This is a genomic window from Saccharothrix sp. NBAS 001, from assembly GCF_056640475.1.
On the sequence record NZ_CM153251.1, the window covers coordinates 8,150,090 to 8,165,137 of the forward strand.

Below are 15,048 nucleotides of genomic sequence, written 5' to 3' on the forward strand. Positions count from 1 at the left end.
CCCCGCAACGCCCCGCACGACGCAACGACAGCCCACCCCCAGCCACCCGCCGCCCTCGCCCACACGCGCCAGCTCGCAACCCTCCCGCCTGCCGGACTCGCGCGTGATTGCCCGCGCGATTGCCGGAGCCCCATGACGGCCCGGAACGACAGGCCATCGGGACCTTCGACCCCAGCTCGGACTCCGCCAGCTCGGAGCCGGTCAGCCCAAACCCGGACAGCCCAAACCCGGACAGCCCAGACCCGGACAGCCCAGACCCCGCCAGCTCGGACCCGGTCAGCTCGGACCCGGTCAGCTCCGACCCCATGTAGGTCTGGACCCACGTCAGTCGGGACTCGCGCGATGGCAGCACGCGGGTGGTGGGCAGGAGTCCCACGTTGGCCAGGCTCTCGCGATGGGCCAGGCTCTCGCGATGGGGCGGGTGCTTGCGATGGGGCGGGCTCTCGCGACGGCCGGGATCCGGGCTGCGGACGGTGCGTGCGTTGCGGGCAGGAGTGCGTGTGCGCGGTGGGAGCCGCCGCTGGCCGGAGGCCGCCCGGTATCCCGGGCTCGCGTACAGGCCAGGAATCACCCGCTGCCAGAACCCGCCTGCTGCCAGGAATCACCCGCTGCCAGGAATCACCCGCTGCCAGGAATCACCCGCTGCGGGGAATCACCTGCTGTCAGAACCCGCCTGCTACCAGGAATCACGTGCTGTCGGGAATCACCCGTCGCCGGGAACCCAGTCGTGGGCGGGAATTGCCGCTGCCTGAGGGTCGTGTGGTGGCTGGAGGTCTTGTGCTGGCTGGAAGTCGCGTAGTGGGCGCGTGAGTCGGCCGCTGTGGTGGCGTAGGTCGCTGTGGTGCCGTAGGCCGCTGCGGTGCCGAGGTCGCCGTGGGGTCGGAAATCGCCGTGGGTGCGAAGCTACGCGAGGTACAGGCGGGCAGTGTGCGGCGCGGCGCTAGACGCGGACCGCGATCGCCATGCCCTGTCCGACACCCACGCACGCGGCCGCGATCCCCAGGCCGCCGCCACGCGCACGCAGGTGGCGACACAGGTCGACCACGACGCGGGGCATCGACGCGCCCAACGGGTGTCCGTAGGCGATCGCGCCGCCGTGGACGTTGACCTTCTCGCGTTCCACCTCGGGCAGGTGGTGCAGCACGGACAGCGCCATCGCCGCGAACGCCTCGTTGATCTCCCACAGGTCCACGTCCGCGCCGGAGATTCGTAGACGGGCCAACAGTTTTCGGATGGCCGCGACCGGGGCGAGCGTGAAGCGGTGCGGTTCGTCGGCGGTCACGGTGCTGCCGAGGATTTCGCCGAGCGGGGTGATGCCGAGGTCCGCGGCCACCTGCTCGGTTCCCATCAGGACCGCCGCCGCGCCGTCGTTGAGCGGGGAGGAGTTGCCGGCGGTCACCGGGCCGGTGTCGGAGAAGGCCGATGCCAGCTTCCCCAGTTTTTCCAACGAAGTCTCGGGTCGCACGGACTCGTCGCGTCGGACCGCCGCGCCGTCGCGCAGTTGCACGGGGAACGCGAAACCCTCGTGCACGCCCGCATCCCACGCCGCCGACGCCCGGCGGTGGGACCGGAGGGCGTACAAGTCCATCTGTTCGCGGGTGATGCCGAGCGCCACCGCGACGTCCTCCGCGGCCTTGCCCAGCGGCACCGTCCACTCGGCACGCATCCGGGGGTTCACCAGACGCCAGCCCAGGGCCGTGGAGACCGACTCCATGCGATCCGCGAACGCCTTTTCCGCGCGTGGCACGACGAACGGCGCGCGGGTCATGCCTTCGACGCCGCCGGCCACGAGAAGGTCGGCGTCGCCCATCGCGAGCGTCCGGCCCGCCTGCACGATCGCCTCGCCGCCGGACGCGCACAGGCGGTTCACCGCCACGCCGGGCACGGTCGGCGGCAGGCCCGCGAGCAGCGCCGCCATCCGGCCGATGTTCCGGTTCTCCTCGCCCGCGCCGTTGGTGTTGCCGTACAGCACGTCGTCCACCCGCGCGGGGTCCATGTTGTGTCTGCGCAGCAGTTCGGTGATCGGCAGCGCGGCCAGGTCGTCCACGCGCACCCCGGACAGCCCGCCGCGGTAGCGGCCGAACGGGGTGCGGGCGGCGTCGAGGATCAGCGGGCGGTGCATTGCCTCATCTTGACACCGCTGGGCGCGGCCGGCCCCCGGCCACGTGGCCGGAATGTGGGCAGAAGAGGCGGGCGGACAGGGGGCGTGCCCGGCGGGGGACGCGAGGCATTCGCGCGTGCAACCCCCGGCAGCTAGTCGACCGAGAAGGAGACGAAAGCGGAGGCGGGGCGGGTCTTGGGGTCGGTGCCGAACAGGCGTACCTCGATCATGTGCGGCCCCGACGACAGGCCGCCGGTGTTCAGCGCCAGGCGGTAGCTGCCCGCGACACCCGGCCCGCCCAGGTTGGTCGGCACGGTGGCCACGCGGTCCCCGTCCAGCCTCACCGTGAACCCCGCCAGGCCCGCGAGGCCCGTCCCGCGCTGCCCGGACCGCCCGTCCAGCACCAGGTCGAACACCACCCGGCCGCGCTGGATCGGCAGGCCGTCCGGCACCGGCTTCCCCGACGCGTCCAGCACCGCGCCGTCGGCCCGCGCCAAGACCTCTTCCACCCCGTTCAACGGCGTCCGCTCGGCGCTGGCCGCACTCACCCGAGGCGCACCGGGCGCGGCGGTCAGCTCCAGGTCCACGTGGGTGGCCTGCACGCGCAGCGGCGTCACCACCGTGACCGGCACGTGGTCCCCGTCGCGCACCAGGGCCGCCGCCGGCAGGTCGGCCACCACCGGGTAGCCCACGCCCGCCCGCCACGGCGCTCCGGGCACCGCCGGCCTCAGCGGCACCCGCTGGTCGCCCACGACGGCGGTGAACTCCGGCGCGGCGGCCGACTCGTCGGAGTGCAGCAGGGACATCCGCAGCTGCCCGCCGGCCACGCCGGCGATGGGGGTGGTCTTGACCGGCGCGGGCTCGGCGGCCACCACGACCCGCACCTCGGGCGCGGGCACCGCCGGCGGGGCGGTGGCCGGGGCGGCGTCGAACGCGGCCAGGCTGAGGTTCACCCGCTGGCCGGTCGGCCCGGACACCGACACCAGCGCGGTCGCCTCGGCCCACGTCGGCACGGCCGGGCTGGTCGCCACGACCTCGCCGTCGAGCAGCACGCGCGCGCCGTCGCGCCGCAGCGCCAGCTCCCACCGGTGGGTCAGGCCCTGGTCCAGCACCGGCACCGCGCGCACCACCGTGGTCGGCGCGCCGTCGGCGGTCAGCACCTCGGCGGTCGTCGCGCCGTTGCCCGACGCCACCCGCAGCCGGATCGCGCCGGGCGGCAGGCCGTCGCCGGCGACCGTGCTCACCGGGCCGGGCACCAGGTCCAGCGCGAGTTCGCCGTCCGCGCCCGGCGCGTCGGTCTCCACGACGAACCGGCCCAGGTCGTCGGCGTCGCGCAGCACGAACGGCGTGCGCGACCGCAGCACGGCCGGGGCCGCCGCGCAGTTGCTGGTGATCACCAGCCGCCTGCCGTCGTCGTCCCGGCCGGGGGTGGCGCGGGCGCAGTTCGGCCGGACGGCGAGCCGCCAGCGCGCCGGGTCGGGCGCGTCGGGCTGGTCGAACAGGTCCAGCAGCGCGTACTCGCCGGACCGCGTCGCCCGGGGCGCGGCCCGGCCCCGGGCGGGCTCGGAGCGCTGCCCGTACGCGTCCACGGCGCGCACCTCGACCTGGTACTCCGCGCCGTCGTCCAGCCCGTCGAGCTGGGTCGCGGACTGGGCGATCAGCCGGTGCCGGTCGATCTTCCCGTCCCGCCCCCAGGCGACCTCGTAGCCGGGCGCGTCGCCGGTCCACCACAGCTGGACGCGGCCCGGTCCGGCGACGACCCGCAGGTCGGCGGGGGTCTTGGGGGGCGCGCCGGGCGTCGGCACCAGCACGCCCTCGGCGGCGAACGGCGCGAGCGAGGTGGGCGGCGGCGCAGACGTGCTCGACTTGGCGGCCGGGGCGCCCGTGCCGGTGGTGCGCAGCACCGCCACCACCCCGCCGAACAGCACGAGGCCGGCGGCGATGACGGCGATCCGGCGACGGTCCATGGCGTCAAGCTATGCGTCCGGGTGATCGCGGTCACTAGCCGTTGCGCACCCGATATCTAGCCCGCGCCGATCTCGAAGGACTGGTCAGCGGTCTGGACACCGGCGCGTTCGGCCACCGGGACCACCCGCACCGCCACCCGGTGTCGGCCAGTCGGCAGATCGGCGAGGTCCAGGAGGAACTCGTACCGTCCGCCGACCGCACCACCGATGGGCAGGGTGACGATCCGCCGGTCGTCCAGCTCCACCTCGACGCCCTTGATCGCGGCGACCTCGCGGACCGGTCCGGCGAGCAGCTCGACCACCAGCCGCGCCCGGCCGCCGCGCGGGAACACGTCGGTGGGCCCGGTGTCGTGCACGACGACCAGGTGCGGCGGGGCCGGCCGCGCGTCCGGCAGGTCCCGGTCGGTGAGCCGGGGCAGCGGACGCCGGGCGTCCGGCCCGTCGGCGACCACCACGTGCGAGTCGTTGACCAGGAACTTCCGCGTGCCGCGCAGCCTGACCTCGGCGTCGGCGGGTGGTCCGGTGAGCGGGAAGTCGGCGTAGAGCACGGCGGACTTGTCCGACCCGCCGGAGGCCATGAACGCCGCCGGCGCGGTCCGCCCGCCGAACTCGACGGTGATCGGCACGTCCCGCACGTCGCCGCCGCTCACCGCGATCACCGCCGCCGTCACCCGCGCCGACGTGCCGCCCGCCAGCCGGGGCGCGGGCACCGTGCCCAGGGCGATCGTCTCGGACTGCACCGCGCCCAGCCCGAGCGGCACCACCGAGGACGGCACCGGGCCCGCCGGCTCGCCGCCGACGCCGAACAGGTCGACCCCGGTGCCACGGGCGTTGCGGAAGGCCAGGCGCGGCCGGGCGACCGACCACGGCACGGCGACCGACGCGGCGGCCAGCGCCTCGCCGTCGCGCAGCGCCACCACGGCGTCCGGCAGGACCCGCAGCTCCCAGCGGTGCCGCACGCCCGGGGTGGGCGGCCGTGAGGTACCGCTGATCGGCACCACCCGGGTCGTCGCCGGCACGCCCTCGCCGACGTCGAACACCGCCCCGGACGAGGTGATCCGCAGCACCAGCGCGCCCGGCGGGTACGGCCGGGTCAGCCGCCCGACGTCGGGGAACGGTTCGGGCAGCAGCGCGAGCACCACCTCGCCGTCGCCGGACCTGGCGGTGTCCGGGCCGTCGGTGGCGAGCACGACCCGGCCGACCGCGCCGTCCGGACCGGGCGAGGTCAGCCGCAGCGGCACGTTGGACTGGAGGTCCAGCACGTCGCAGCCGATCTCCAGGCGCTTGCCGTTGAGCGGGCGCAGGCCCAGGCAGTCGGCGTTGCCGCCGTCGAACACCCGCCAGCGGGCCGGGCCGAGCGCGGCCGGGCCGTCGAACACGTCCACCGGCTGCACCAGCCGGTCGGCCCACCCCTGGTCGTGGAGCAGCCGGGGGACCGCGTTCGCCACGGCGGGCGAGGACCGCCGGCCCAGGCCGTCGACCGCCCGCACCTCGACCGCGACCTCGGCGTTGGCGTCCAGCCCGGTCAGCTCGGTCTCGGTGGCCTGCACCAGCCGGACCCGGTCGGCCCACCGCACCTCGAACCCGCCGTACGCGACCCCGCCCGTGGCCGTCCAGTCCACCCGCAGGCTGGTCCGGTCCAGCGCGCTGAGCCGCAGGTCGGTCGGCTCCCGCGCGGACGCGGTGTCCGAGACGTACTCGACCCGCCGGTCCAGCGACCGGGTGTACTCGGGCGGCACGGGCGGCGCGGACTCGTTGCGCAGCGCCACCACCGCGCCGGCGATCACCGCGAGGCCGCCGATCCAGGCGACGAACTTGCCGCGCTCCACCCGCCCGACTCTAGGAGGTGCGCGCCAGCGCGGTGCTGCCGTTCAGCCCAACCACCCGCCCCCCGCGCGCGCCCAGCGCCCGCAGCGCCGCCAGGGCCTGCGGGGAGGTGAGGTCGACGGTCAGCTCCGCGCCGCCCGCCTCCTGCTGCTCGACCAGCGCGAGCCGGGCCCGGTGCCCGGCCTCGATGGTCTTGGCCAGCCCGCCGGTCGAGGCCAGCGAGCCGCGCGCCGCGCCGAGCCGCCCGAGCGCGTCGTCCACCGCGTCCAGCAGCGCCGCGCGGTTGCCCTCGCACATCGCGCGGACCAGTTCCGGCCGGCTGCCCGCGACCCTGGTGCCGTCGCCGAACGACCCGGCGGCCAGCGCCAGCGCGAGCGGCCCGCCGTCCGCGCCGACGCTGGCCAGCACGGCCGCCAGCACGTGCGGCAGGTGCGAGATCCGGGCCACCGCCGCGTCGTGCTCGTCGGCGGTGGCCGGCACGACGTGCGCCCCGGTGGCCAGCGCGAGCCCGATCACGTCGGTCAGCACGTCCACGTCCGTCCCGTCCTCGGCCGACACCACCCACGCGGCGTCGCGGAACAGGTCCGTCCGGCCGGCCGCCCAGCCGGACGACGACGTGCCCGCCATCGGGTGGCCGCCGACGTACCGGGCGCCGGGGGCGAGCCGCGCCACCAGGTCCCGCACCGGCCCCTTCACGCTGACCACGTCGGTCAGCCGCGCGCCGGCGGGCACCGCGCGCAGCACGTCCTCCACGTTGGGCAGCGGCACGGCCACCACGACCAAGGCGTCCTGCTCGCGCGCCCGGTCCAGCGCCTCGGCGAGGCCCGTCACGGCGTACCCGTCGCCGCGCGCGACCTCCGCGTCCTGCTCGGACGCCGTCGCGCCCCACACGGCCCGGCCCGCCGCCGCTGCCGCGCGCAGCACCGAGCCGCCGATCAACCCCAGTCCGACCACGCACACGTCACGCACGGGGACATCCTGCCGGCGGCGGCACCCGATCCCGGCCCGCGCGGCAACCGCCGCCGGTGCGCGGACGTCCTGACGGCATGAAGGTGGAGGTGCTGTCCGGACCGGGCGCGGCGGAGACCGCCCGGCTGTTGGCGGGCTACGGCGCGGGCCTGGTGGACGTGGCGGTGGTGGCGCGGCCGGGCCCGGTGGCGCTCGTGGTCGGCACCCGGCCCGACCCGGCGGCGGACGCCGTGGTCACGCCGGACGCGCCGGCCGTGCTGCGGTTGTGGGCGCGGCGGGTGGAGCCGTTCGCGCTGTGGTGGGCCGGCCTGCGGGACGTCCGGCCGGGCCCGCCCGTGCTGCACGAGCACGACCCGGACCTGCCGGTCGTGGCGCGGCGGCTGCTCGACCGGCTGCGGGCGGGCCTGCGCGCGCACGACGACGGCTGGACCTACGACCACATCGGCTCGACCGCCGTGCCGGGGCTGCGCGCGAAGCCGTTCATCGACCTGCAGGTCGGGGTGACCGCGCTGCCCGTCGAGGGCTCACCGGTGGACGAACTGCTCGCCACCGCCGGTTTCCGGCCGCCGACCGGCGTGCGGCCGGACGCGCCGGGCGTGCACCGCGACTACGAGCGGCAGCCCGGCCTGGCCCCGCCGGAGGCGTACCGCAAACGCTTGTACGTGCGGCCGGACCCGGTCGGCCCGACCATCCTGCACGTCCGGCTGGTCGGCGCGCCCTGGTGGGCCGACACCGTGCGGTTCCGCGACCTGCTGCGCGCCGACCCGGCCGTGCGGCGCGCGTACCAGGAGATGAAGGAGCGTTCGGCACGCGAGCACGGGAGCGGCGACGACTACGACGACTACACCCGTGCCAAGTCCGCTTTCTTCGCCGACCTGCCCTGACCGGCGACGAACCCTGACCAGCCCCGACCCGGGGACGCGGCGCGAACCGCGCCCCCGGTGCCGGGCCCGGCCGGCGGATCAGCGCAGGGCGTCCAGCGCGAACGCGGTGTAGACGACCACGCCGTGCTCCATCGCCGCCTCGTCGAACAGCACCCGGTTGGAGTGGTTCGGCTCGGCCTGGGCCAGCTCCACGCCGCGCGGGCACGCGCCGAGGAACGAGATCGCGCCCGGCACGCGTTGCAGCACGTAGGAGAAGTCCTCCGCGCCCATCAGCGGATCGTCCATCGGGGCCGCCCAGCGGTTGCCGAGGGCGGCGGCGGTGATGTCCAGCACGTGCGGGCCGACCTCGGTGTCGTTCACCGTCACCGGGTAGCCGGGGATGATCTGCACCCGCGCCGTGCAGCCGTGCGCGGCGGCGACGTGCTCGCAGACCTGCTGCAGCTCCTTGTGCACCAGCGCCCTGGTGTCCTCGCTCAACGTCCGGACGGTGCCCTCGACCAGGGCCGTCTCCGGGATGATGTTGGTCGTGGTGCCGGCCTTGATGTTGGTCACCGACACCACGGCCGGCTGGTGCACGCTCACCCGGCGGGCGACCATCGTCTGGAGCGCGCCGACCAGCGCGGCGGCCGGCGGGATCGGGTCGACGGCGTCGTGCGGCATCGCGCCGTGGCCGCCGCGCCCGGTGACGGTGACGTGGAACGTGTCCGCCGAGGCCATCGTCGGGCCGGGGCGCGAGACCACCACGCCGGATTGCAGCGTCGAGGTGATGTGCAGGGCGAACGCCTTCTCCACGGGCGTGCCGGCGGCGTCCAGGACGCCCTCGTCGAGCATGTGCTTCGCGCCGTGCATCCCCTCCTCGCCGGGCTGGAACATGAACACGACCTGGCCGGTCAGCGCCTCGCGCCGGGAGGACAGCAGCCGGGCCGACGAGGCCAGCATCGCGACGTGCGTGTCGTGCCCGCACGCGTGCATCGAGCCCGCGGTCTCCGACGCGTACTCCAGGCCGGTCTCCTCCTGCAGCGGCAGCGCGTCCATGTCGCCGCGCAGCAGCACCGTCGGCCCCGGCTTCGCGCCGCGCAGGACCGCGACCAGGGACGTGCTGGACTTGCCGGTGGTGATCTCCAGCGGCAGACCCGCCAGCGAGTGCTGGATCGCCGCTTGCGTCGCGGGCAGGTCGAGGCCCTGCTCGGGGTGGCGGTGGATCTGCCGGCGCAAGGCGACCGTCCTGGGCTGTAGTGCACGTGCCGCCTCCACCAGCCCGGTGAACCGGGGCTCGGGTGCGCTCGTCTGTGCGTTCGGCAGAGTTGTGCTCATCCCTCGATAGTGGCATCGGAAAGCCCCTGCTGCCTCCGCCCGAGGCCCCCGTGCTACCGGGTGCGGTCCGGTGGCCCTACGGTGTGCACATGGCACACCAGGAGCCGGTCAACGGCTTCGCTGTCGCGGTGGTTCGGGAGGACGGCCGCTGGCGGTGCAGCAGGATGGACAGCTCGGCGCTGTCCGAGCTGGACGCGGCGATCACGGAACTGCGTCAACTCCGCTCCACAGGTGCCGTCTTCGGACTGCTCGCGGTGGACGACGAATTCTTCATAGTCCTGCGACCGGTGCCCGGCGGGGTGTCGCTGCTGCTGTCCGACGCGGCGGCCGCGCTGGACTACGACATCGCGGCGGACGTGCTGGACCTGCTGCGGGTCGACCCGCCCGACGAGGAGGACGAGGAGCTGTGGCCCGAGGGCGACCTGGCCGTCCTCGCCGATCTCGGGATGCCGCAGCACGAACTCCAGGTGATCGTGGACGAGGTCGACCTCTACCCGGACGAGCAGTTGCAGATGATCGCGCAGCGCTGCGGGTTCGGCGACGAGTTCACCAAGCTGCTGGACACCATCCAGGCGTGACCGGCGTGGCGGACCAGGATCTCGTCCGGGCGGCCGTCGAGGTCGCCCGGCTCGCGCCGCTGACCGGCGACGTGCCGATCGGTGCCGTCGTGTTCGGCCCGGACGGGGCGGAGCTGGCACGGGCGTGCAACGCGCGGGAAGCGACCGGCGACCCGACCGCGCACGCCGAGGTGCTGGCGCTGCGGGCGGCGGCGGCGGTGTTCGGCGACGGGTGGCGGCTGGGCGGGTGCACGCTCGCGGTGACCGTCGAGCCGTGCACGATGTGCGCGGGCGCGCTGGTGCTGGCCAGGGTCGATCGGGTGGTGTTCGGGGCGTGGGAGCCCAAGACCGGTGCGGTGGGGTCGCTGTGGGACGTCGTGCGCGACCGCAGGCTCAACCACCGGCCCGAGGTGGTCGGTGGCGTGCTGGCCGACGAGTGCGCCGCCCTGCTGGAAGCCTTCTTCGCCGAGAGGTGAGGGATGTGACGCCCATCACATCTGCGTTATAGGCCGTTCGGACGAGGCATCCCACCGGTGGAAGGACCACTTGTCGGGAAGGGGAAGGCCGCCATGGGCGTTTTCGACCAGGCCAAGGACAAGGCCGAGCAGCTGATCGGCGAGGCGAAGGAGAAGCTCGGTCACGTGACCGGCAACGAGAGCCTGGAGGACTCCGGCAAGAAGGACCAGACCGTGGGCGAGGCCAAGGAAGCCGGCCACGACCTGCGGGACAAGGCCGCCGGTGCCGTGCAGGACGCGAAGGACAAGTTCTCCGGCGACAACAAGTAAGCCACCGGGCCCAGGTCGACTCCTCTCCGCATCCGGAGCCGGCCTGGGCTTTTCGGCGTCCGACGCGCCACCCGCCCGACTCGCCACGTCCCGGCGCAGCGATCGCCACGACGTGGCCGGCGGCGTGCCCGGGACCCTCCGGCGGCCCCACCCGGAAATAGCCCACGTGGGGGAACCCGCTGATCTGCGCGGAGGCGGGCCCGCTGCGACGATCGGGTGGTGTCCGTCGAGATCGCGGACGCCGCCCTGGCAGGCGGCGTCGCCAGGGGTGACTTGGCCGCGTTCGAGATGCTGGTGCGCCGCTACTCGGGCCGGGTGTTCGGCCTCGCGTACCGGGTGCTCGGCGACCGGGCGGAAGCCGAGGACGTCACCCAGGAGGTGTTCGCCACCGCGTGGCGCAGGCTCGACTCCCTGGCCGAACCGGCGGCCGTGCGCACCTGGCTGTTCCGCGTGGCGTACCGCCAGTGCCTGGGCGTGCTGAGGCGCTCCCGGACCGACCCGGTGAGCGAACTGCCCGATCGCGGTGCCACGCCCGTCGGGCTCGGCCAGGGGCCGCGCGACCCGTCGGCCGTGGCCGAGACGGTGGCGGCGGTGGCCGCGTTGCGCTCGGCGTTGCGCAGACTCCCCGAACCGCAGCGCGCGGTGTGGCTGTTGGCCGAGGTGGACGGCCTGTCGTACGCGGAGATCGCGCTGGTCGTCGGGGCCAGCGAGGAGTCGGTGCGGGGCCGCCTGGCGAGGGCCAGGGTCCGCCTGGCCGAGGTGATGAAGGTGTGGCGCTGACCCCCGGTGGAGATCGGGTGCGGCGGTCTTGTATTGTTCTCGGCGGTGGCGTGTCCGAGCGGCCGAAGGAGCACGCCTCGAAAGCGTGTGAGGTGAAAGCCTCCGTGGGTTCAAATCCCACCGCCACCGCAGCTCAGAGCCCCGGTTGCCGATCACGGCAACCGGGGCTCTGACGTTCGGTGGCATTCCTGGTGGCAATCGCCCCTTCAGGCCGCCGGTACCGGTGTTCCGGCGGCATCCCCCTCGCCCGGTTCGTCGGTGTTGTCCGAGGGCTTCTCGGCGGGCTTCCAGAGCAGCCCTCCGACCCGCTGGGCCACGTCCCGACGGATCGCTGCGGTGATGTGCTGGTACCGGGCCGCCATCGCCGTGTTCGACCAGCCCATGATGCCCATCACGGTCCGCTCGGCGACTCCCAGCAGAAGGAGCACCGTCGCGGCGGTGTGGCGGGCGTCGTGCAACCGGCCGTCCGGTACCCCAGCGGCGTCGAGCAGCCGCTTCCACTCGTCGTAGTCCGTCCTCGGGTTGAGCGGCCCGCCCGTCGGCGTGGTGAACACGTAGCCCGTGTCGATCCACAGGTCTGCGGCGGTGTCGCGTTCCCTGGCCTGCTCGCCCTGGTGGGTCTTCAACAACTCCACCAGTTCGTCGGGCAGCCCGATCCCACGCTTGCCCGCCGCAGACTTCGTCCCAGCCGTCTCGGCGCGCAACGGCACCCGACTCGGGCAGTACCCGCCGTACTTCCTGCCGCACGGCTCGGTGCACCCGTGCCGCCACTTCGGACGCAGACGGTTCCGGCGGACCGCGAGCGTCCCGACCTCCAAGTCCACGTCCGCCCACCGCAGGCCGAGCGTTTCCCCCTGCCGCAGGCCCAGTGCCAGAGCGATCGCCCACCGTGCGCTGTTGCGCCGCTCCTGCGCCGCCTCCAACAGCGCCTTGACCTCCTCGACGGTGTACGGCTCGACCTCGATCTCCTCGACCTTGGGTGCCTTGGCCTCCAGTGCCGGGTTCTCGGTCAGGTGCTTCCGCCGCACGGCGATGTTCAGCGCGGCCCGGACTGTGCGGTGGACCTGGTGGACGGTCGCCGCGCTGGTGGTCGGCCCCATCTTGGTCTTCTTCTGGAGGATGCTGCGGTAGAGCTTTTCGAGGTGCTCCGGCCGCAGCTTGACCAGCCGGTGAGCACCGATACCGGGGATGAGATGCACCCTGACTGCCACCTCGTACGCGCTATACGCGTTCTCCGTGACGACCGGCGGGGCGACGATGTTGTCCAGCCAGTGCCGAAGCCAGGCTTCCACGGTCCAGTTCTGGCCCGCCTTGCGGACGCGGCCCTCGTCGCGCATCCGCTCCAGCTCGCGCACCTTGTCCGAAACCTCGGTCTGGTTCTTGCCGCGCACGTGCCTACGGTCGGGCTTGCCGTTGTCCTTTACGCCCACCGTGACGTACCCGTGCCAGCAGTGGTCTTTCTCGCTGTAGTAGATGCTGGACCGGCCGTTGGCGTTTCGGCTCTTCTTCTCGCGAGGCATTCGTTTCTCCTACGCAGCCGGACGGTTGGGGGTCTGCTCGGTGACCAGCCGTGCGGCGTAGCGGTCGATCGCGTCCACGTGAATCCGCCGCAGCCTGCCGATCAGCACCGATTCGAGGTTTCCGGACTTCACCAGCGTGTACGCCTTGGTCTTGCCGATGCCCAACCGCTCACCGGCTTCTTCGACCGTGAGTAGAACTCGTGTCGGCATCTGCCGTTGATCGGGCACCTCGATCGTCGGCTGTGCGGTCATGAGGACCGTCAATCGTGCAAACAGTTCCGCGATTTCAGTGTTGCGGCGATCGGTGTTCACGCTGAACCTCCGGTGACGTAAGTGAGCAGGGTGGGCGTGCCAGACCTCCAGCGGAGAGGTCTGTCGTTGGCGGAAATTTCGGGCATGCGTCGTCACCCCGGTTGTCCGGTGGGTTGGCGTGGAGTACGGCGGGAGTGGCCGTGCATGTGGGCGGCGGGGGTGTGGGTGGGTAAACCCGCAAACCCGCCAATGGGCTTGGTCGAGGTTGTGACCTGCTGTGATGCTGTGCGGCTTTGGTTCGGGGCCAAACCCGAGCCAAAGCCGCAGGCGTGCCCGTCAAACCCGCAGCCCCTGCGGCCGGCTGGTCGGTTGGGCTGGTCGGGCTACTGCCAGAGGTCGGGTTCGGCGGGCGGAGCCTGGTCGTCGTCGGCTTGGTGGTGGGTGCCGGTGCGGGTTTCGGTCCAGAAGACGCGGGCTTTGGCGTGGGGGTCCATGGCGGAGCGGATGACGTGGTCGCCGTGCCAGCGGCCGATGTGGCCGGTGAGGATCCGGCCGATGGATTTGGTGGACGGTGTGCGGCCTTGGTCGTCGGTGAGGAACGCGCCTTCCCACCGGTCGACGGGTTGGTTGTTGACGATGTCTATTTCGGCGCTTTGTCGGAGGTGTCGACTGGTGACGGGTCGGTCGTGGTTGAGTTCGTGCCAGCGGGTGAGGAAGCCGACCCATTCGGCGTCTTCGTCGTCGGTGTCGCGCAGGTCGGTGAGGTTGTCGAGGAAGCCGCCGATGCCGTGGTGGGCGAGCAGTCCGCCGGACGCCTGTGCCCACGTGGTGAATTGGCGCATGGTGTGGCCGGAGCGGGGTGCTCCGGCGTTGATCCAGTCCATCGCCAGGATGAGCAGGTGCCGCAGCACGACGGCGCGGTTGTCGGGGTGTTTGAGCCAGTTGTCGAGGTGGGGGATGCCGAAACTGGTTTGGTCGCGTTGGTCGGGGTGCGGGTCGTTGGGGTCGAGGCGGACCAGGACGGTGCGGGTGGCCATGTCCCCGCCGAGTCGGATGTTGTTGCCGGTGGCCAGCCACAGCCGGTTGTTGGTGGCGGTGAAGCCCGCGCCGGAGGAGCCGAGCATCCGGGCGGACCAGGCGGGTGAGGTGAGCAGTTGGGCGAGTACTGCGGAGGAGACGATGGTTCCTTCGGCGATGTTGTCCCAGAGCATGATCGGCGAGGCGCTGTGCAGGGCGCTGGTGACGCTCTTCTCCAATTCGCTGTCGTCGCCTTTGCGCCAGACGAGGTTTTTGCAGCCGTAGAGGTAGCCGGGGATTTCGGCGAGCAGGGTCTTGCCGCTGGACTGGGTGGTGGCGGAGATCAGGCCGAATGGGGTGAGGCTGCCGAGGTAGGGGCGCAGGATCGGGGCCAGGAGCAGGGCGAGGTGGTTGCCGCGGTCGGCGGGGGCGACGAACGGGAAGTCGCACAGCAGCCGGCCGAGCACGAAGGCCCGGGCGTCGGCGACCTCGGTGGTGGTGGGGTGGGTGGGCACGGTGGGCATGGGGGTGGTGGGTGCGTAGTAGAGGCCGGTGGCGGGGTCGTAGCCGGTGGTCTGGACGAGGGTTCCGTCCGGGCGCAGCACGGGTGAGCCGACGATGCCGGTCAACGGTCGGACGCCTGGCCAGTAGCGGCGGGAGAGCACGGCGGACAGCGCGGTCTTGGTGGGGCTGGCCTCGACTTCCGACAGCTCGCCGGAGTCCTTGTCCTTCTTGAGCCGGTGGACGTAGGTGTGGTGGGCGAGCAGGAACGCCAAGGCAGGGGCGGTGAGTGGTTCGGCCTGGACCGGCAGTGCCGCGGGCTGCCCGCCGGTCTGGTCGGTGCCGGTGGGGCCGGAGACGCGGGACAGATGCACGAGCTGTCCGCCGGAGACGAACACGTCCGGGAGGGCATCGTCCGCGATGGCGGCGGTGAGGGTGCGGATGGTCTCGGCTTCGCCGCCGATGCGGATGGCCGTCCGGTCTGCGGGGACAGCCCCGTCGGGGGTGCCCGTGTCGATGGCGTCGGCGGCTGCCGGTCCGGTGGTGGTCATGCGATGGGCCTCCCTCCCGTGGT

At 73.3% G+C, this 15,048-nt stretch carries 13 protein-coding genes and 1 tRNA gene; 6 read left to right on the forward strand and 8 right to left on the reverse strand.

The annotated features are described in order from the left end of the window. Positions 1–940 precede the first annotated feature (940 nt). The 4 genes from AC0HI0_RS35930 to AC0HI0_RS35945 form a co-directional block, all read right to left on the reverse strand. A complete protein-coding gene (locus tag AC0HI0_RS35930) occupies positions 941–2,122 on the reverse strand; it encodes a thiolase family protein (RefSeq protein WP_480927925.1) in 1,182 nt (393 codons plus the stop codon). A 131-nt stretch (positions 2,123–2,253) separates the two neighbouring features. Then, a complete protein-coding gene (locus AC0HI0_RS35935) occupies positions 2,254–4,068 on the reverse strand; it encodes a fibronectin type III domain-containing protein (RefSeq protein WP_480927926.1) in 1,815 nt (604 codons plus the stop codon). Between the two features lie 56 nt (positions 4,069–4,124). Further along, on the reverse strand, positions 4,125–5,897 hold the full coding sequence (locus tag AC0HI0_RS35940; protein ID WP_480927927.1) for a fibronectin type III domain-containing protein: 1,773 nt from the start codon (positions 5,895–5,897) through the stop codon (positions 4,125–4,127). Positions 5,898–5,907: 10 nt separating this feature from the next. Further along, a complete protein-coding gene (locus AC0HI0_RS35945) occupies positions 5,908–6,864 on the reverse strand; it encodes a prephenate dehydrogenase (RefSeq protein WP_480927928.1) in 957 nt (318 codons plus the stop codon). Between the two features lie 77 nt (positions 6,865–6,941). On the opposite strand from AC0HI0_RS35945, the gene AC0HI0_RS35950 reads away from it, so the two are divergent. Then, a complete protein-coding gene (locus AC0HI0_RS35950) occupies positions 6,942–7,748 on the forward strand; it encodes a GrpB family protein (RefSeq protein WP_480927929.1) in 807 nt (268 codons plus the stop codon). A 78-nt stretch (positions 7,749–7,826) separates the two neighbouring features. Here the strand turns inward: AC0HI0_RS35950 and AC0HI0_RS35955 are convergent, their stop codons facing one another. Beyond that, positions 7,827–9,062: a M20 metallopeptidase family protein gene (locus AC0HI0_RS35955; protein ID WP_480927930.1), complete on the reverse strand. Its 1,236-nt coding sequence runs from the start codon at positions 9,060–9,062 to the stop codon at positions 7,827–7,829. A gap of 89 nt (positions 9,063–9,151) precedes the next feature. Between AC0HI0_RS35955 and AC0HI0_RS35960 the strand changes: the two genes are divergently transcribed. The 5 genes from AC0HI0_RS35960 (at position 9,152) to AC0HI0_RS35980 (ending at position 11,313) form a co-directional block, all read left to right on the forward strand. After that, a complete protein-coding gene (locus AC0HI0_RS35960) occupies positions 9,152–9,640 on the forward strand; it encodes a tRNA adenosine deaminase-associated protein (RefSeq protein ID WP_480927931.1) in 489 nt (162 codons plus the stop codon). After that, on the forward strand, positions 9,637–10,095 hold the full coding sequence (locus tag AC0HI0_RS35965) for a nucleoside deaminase (RefSeq protein WP_480927932.1): 459 nt from the start codon (positions 9,637–9,639) through the stop codon (positions 10,093–10,095). Before AC0HI0_RS35960 ends, AC0HI0_RS35965 begins: the two co-directional genes overlap by 4 nt. A 93-nt stretch (positions 10,096–10,188) precedes the next feature. Next, positions 10,189–10,404: a CsbD family protein gene (locus AC0HI0_RS35970; protein WP_480927933.1), complete on the forward strand. Its 216-nt coding sequence runs from the start codon at positions 10,189–10,191 to the stop codon at positions 10,402–10,404. Positions 10,405–10,623: 219 nt separating this feature from the next. Next, positions 10,624–11,184 carry an RNA polymerase sigma factor gene (locus tag AC0HI0_RS35975; RefSeq protein WP_480927934.1) on the forward strand — a complete coding sequence of 187 codons (561 nt, stop codon included), beginning with the start codon at positions 10,624–10,626 and terminating at the stop codon, positions 11,182–11,184. Positions 11,185–11,228: 44 nt separating this feature from the next. Next, positions 11,229–11,313 (forward strand) — tRNA-Ser (locus tag AC0HI0_RS35980). A 77-nt stretch (positions 11,314–11,390) separates the two neighbouring features. Here the strand turns inward: AC0HI0_RS35980 and AC0HI0_RS35985 are convergent. The 3 genes from AC0HI0_RS35985 to AC0HI0_RS35995 form a co-directional block, all read right to left on the reverse strand. Further along, positions 11,391–12,704 carry a tyrosine-type recombinase/integrase gene (locus tag AC0HI0_RS35985; protein ID WP_480927935.1) on the reverse strand — a complete coding sequence of 438 codons (1,314 nt, stop codon included), beginning with the start codon at positions 12,702–12,704 and terminating at the stop codon, positions 11,391–11,393. A gap of 9 nt (positions 12,705–12,713) precedes the next feature. Then, on the reverse strand, positions 12,714–12,956 hold the full coding sequence (locus AC0HI0_RS35990) for a helix-turn-helix domain-containing protein (RefSeq protein ID WP_480934463.1): 243 nt from the start codon (positions 12,954–12,956) through the stop codon (positions 12,714–12,716). Between the two features lie 383 nt (positions 12,957–13,339). Continuing rightward, entirely contained in the window at positions 13,340–15,025 is a 1,686-nt protein-coding gene (locus AC0HI0_RS35995) for a hypothetical protein (RefSeq protein ID WP_480927936.1), read from the reverse strand. Positions 15,026–15,048 lie beyond the last annotated feature (23 nt).

Excerpts from the sequence above, each read along its gene's own strand:
- AC0HI0_RS35970 (WP_480927933.1), top strand. The coding sequence starts at position 10,189 with ATGGGCGTTTTCGACCAGGCCAAGGACAAGGCCGAGCAGCTGATCGGC.
- AC0HI0_RS35930 (WP_480927925.1), bottom strand. The coding sequence starts at position 2,122 with ATGCACCGCCCGCTGATCCTCGACGCCGCCCGCACCCCGTTCGGCCGC.
- AC0HI0_RS35955 (WP_480927930.1), bottom strand. The coding sequence starts at position 9,062 with ATGAGCACAACTCTGCCGAACGCACAGACGAGCGCACCCGAGCCCCGG.
- AC0HI0_RS35935 (WP_480927926.1), bottom strand. The coding sequence starts at position 4,068 with ATGGACCGTCGCCGGATCGCCGTCATCGCCGCCGGCCTCGTGCTGTTC.
- AC0HI0_RS35960 (WP_480927931.1), top strand. The coding sequence starts at position 9,152 with ATGGCACACCAGGAGCCGGTCAACGGCTTCGCTGTCGCGGTGGTTCGG.
- AC0HI0_RS35995 (WP_480927936.1), bottom strand. The coding sequence starts at position 15,025 with ATGACCACCACCGGACCGGCAGCCGCCGACGCCATCGACACGGGCACC.
- AC0HI0_RS35950 (WP_480927929.1), top strand. The coding sequence starts at position 6,942 with ATGAAGGTGGAGGTGCTGTCCGGACCGGGCGCGGCGGAGACCGCCCGG.
- AC0HI0_RS35990 (WP_480934463.1), bottom strand. The coding sequence starts at position 12,956 with ATGACCGCACAGCCGACGATCGAGGTGCCCGATCAACGGCAGATGCCG.
- AC0HI0_RS35985 (WP_480927935.1), bottom strand. The coding sequence starts at position 12,704 with ATGCCTCGCGAGAAGAAGAGCCGAAACGCCAACGGCCGGTCCAGCATC.